This window comes from Haloferax sp. Atlit-6N, assembly GCF_003383195.1.
In the GTDB taxonomy this organism is placed as follows: Archaea; Halobacteriota; Halobacteria; order Halobacteriales; family Haloferacaceae; genus Haloferax; species Haloferax gibbonsii.
The window spans coordinates 1-979 of sequence record NZ_QEQJ01000023.1 but is presented as its reverse complement, the minus strand read 5'-3'; the positions used below and the strand labels follow the sequence as shown (position 1 = coordinate 979).

The following is a 979-nucleotide window of genomic DNA, read 5'->3' as shown; positions in this document are numbered from 1 at the left end:
GGAGTGAAACTGCTGCGACTTTCCAAGCGACTTCGTATGCTCCGACCGCTTCTTGAGAGATAAAGAATCCAAGAAGTATCACGTCAGTCCAACTGTAGATCACGCCTCCAACTGACCCGATTGCAGCGAATTTTGAATACCCGAATAGAGATTTCGCTCGTGATAGAGACGGGGCGCTTAATCGAGTATCAATAAGTATCCATGATAGAACCAGAACTCCTGCTAATCCGAGGAGATACGCCCAGAATAGGGCGATTTCTGAAAACCCGATCTGGATAAATATCCAGCCCCCGATTGCCCAGAGGATGGTCTGTAATGGCGCAAAAATAGCGCTCTCCGTGACCCGTAGTTCGCCACGAAGAGTGAATTTCCCCACGCCACCGAGTTCATAGAGAATTAGGCCGATTCCAAGTAAATATGATACCTCTGCACCAATATAGCTATTTAGAGGCTCTTGGAAGAGAACTATAGGGACAAGAAAGATAGCCAGCAGGACTAACTTCATCGTCAGGCCTGTGGATACTGTCTCGCCCGCTGGTTTTCCTTCACTCAATCGCTTTTCAATCCCTCTTCGTATGCCCATATCGACAGGTAGAGAGACCATTGATAGAACCGACTGAAACAAGAAGAAACTCCCTAAGCCGGCGACACCGACACTCCTCGAGAACACCGCTATCGCCAGGAAAGACGCGATATTTCTTATTAGAGTAGAACCGAATACAGCAATAGTTGAGCGTTGAAGATTCATCGGGATGCTATAGATAGAGTAGAGTTTGCAATAGGACCAATAAGTTAATGATTTAGTGTGGTCCGTCAGGGACACCATAACCGACAGGTAAAATGACAATCAAGGCATTGATAAAGAAGATAGGGGTGCGGTCCATCCGCTCTAGTTTAACGCGACAACCGACCGCCGTCTGTTGGTCTGATATCGTCGCAACTCCCCGGTTGAGAAACCCGGTGGGAAGCATGACCTACA

At 47.7% G+C, this 979-nt stretch carries 1 protein-coding gene; it reads right to left on the bottom strand.

The window, feature by feature from the left end; all coding sequences use genetic code 11:
- Nucleotides 1-748: oligosaccharide flippase family protein (locus tag DEQ92_RS20895; RefSeq protein WP_158547646.1), on the bottom strand; the 748-nt coding region annotated here is incomplete at its 3' end.
- Between the last annotated feature and the right edge of the window lie 231 nt (nucleotides 749-979).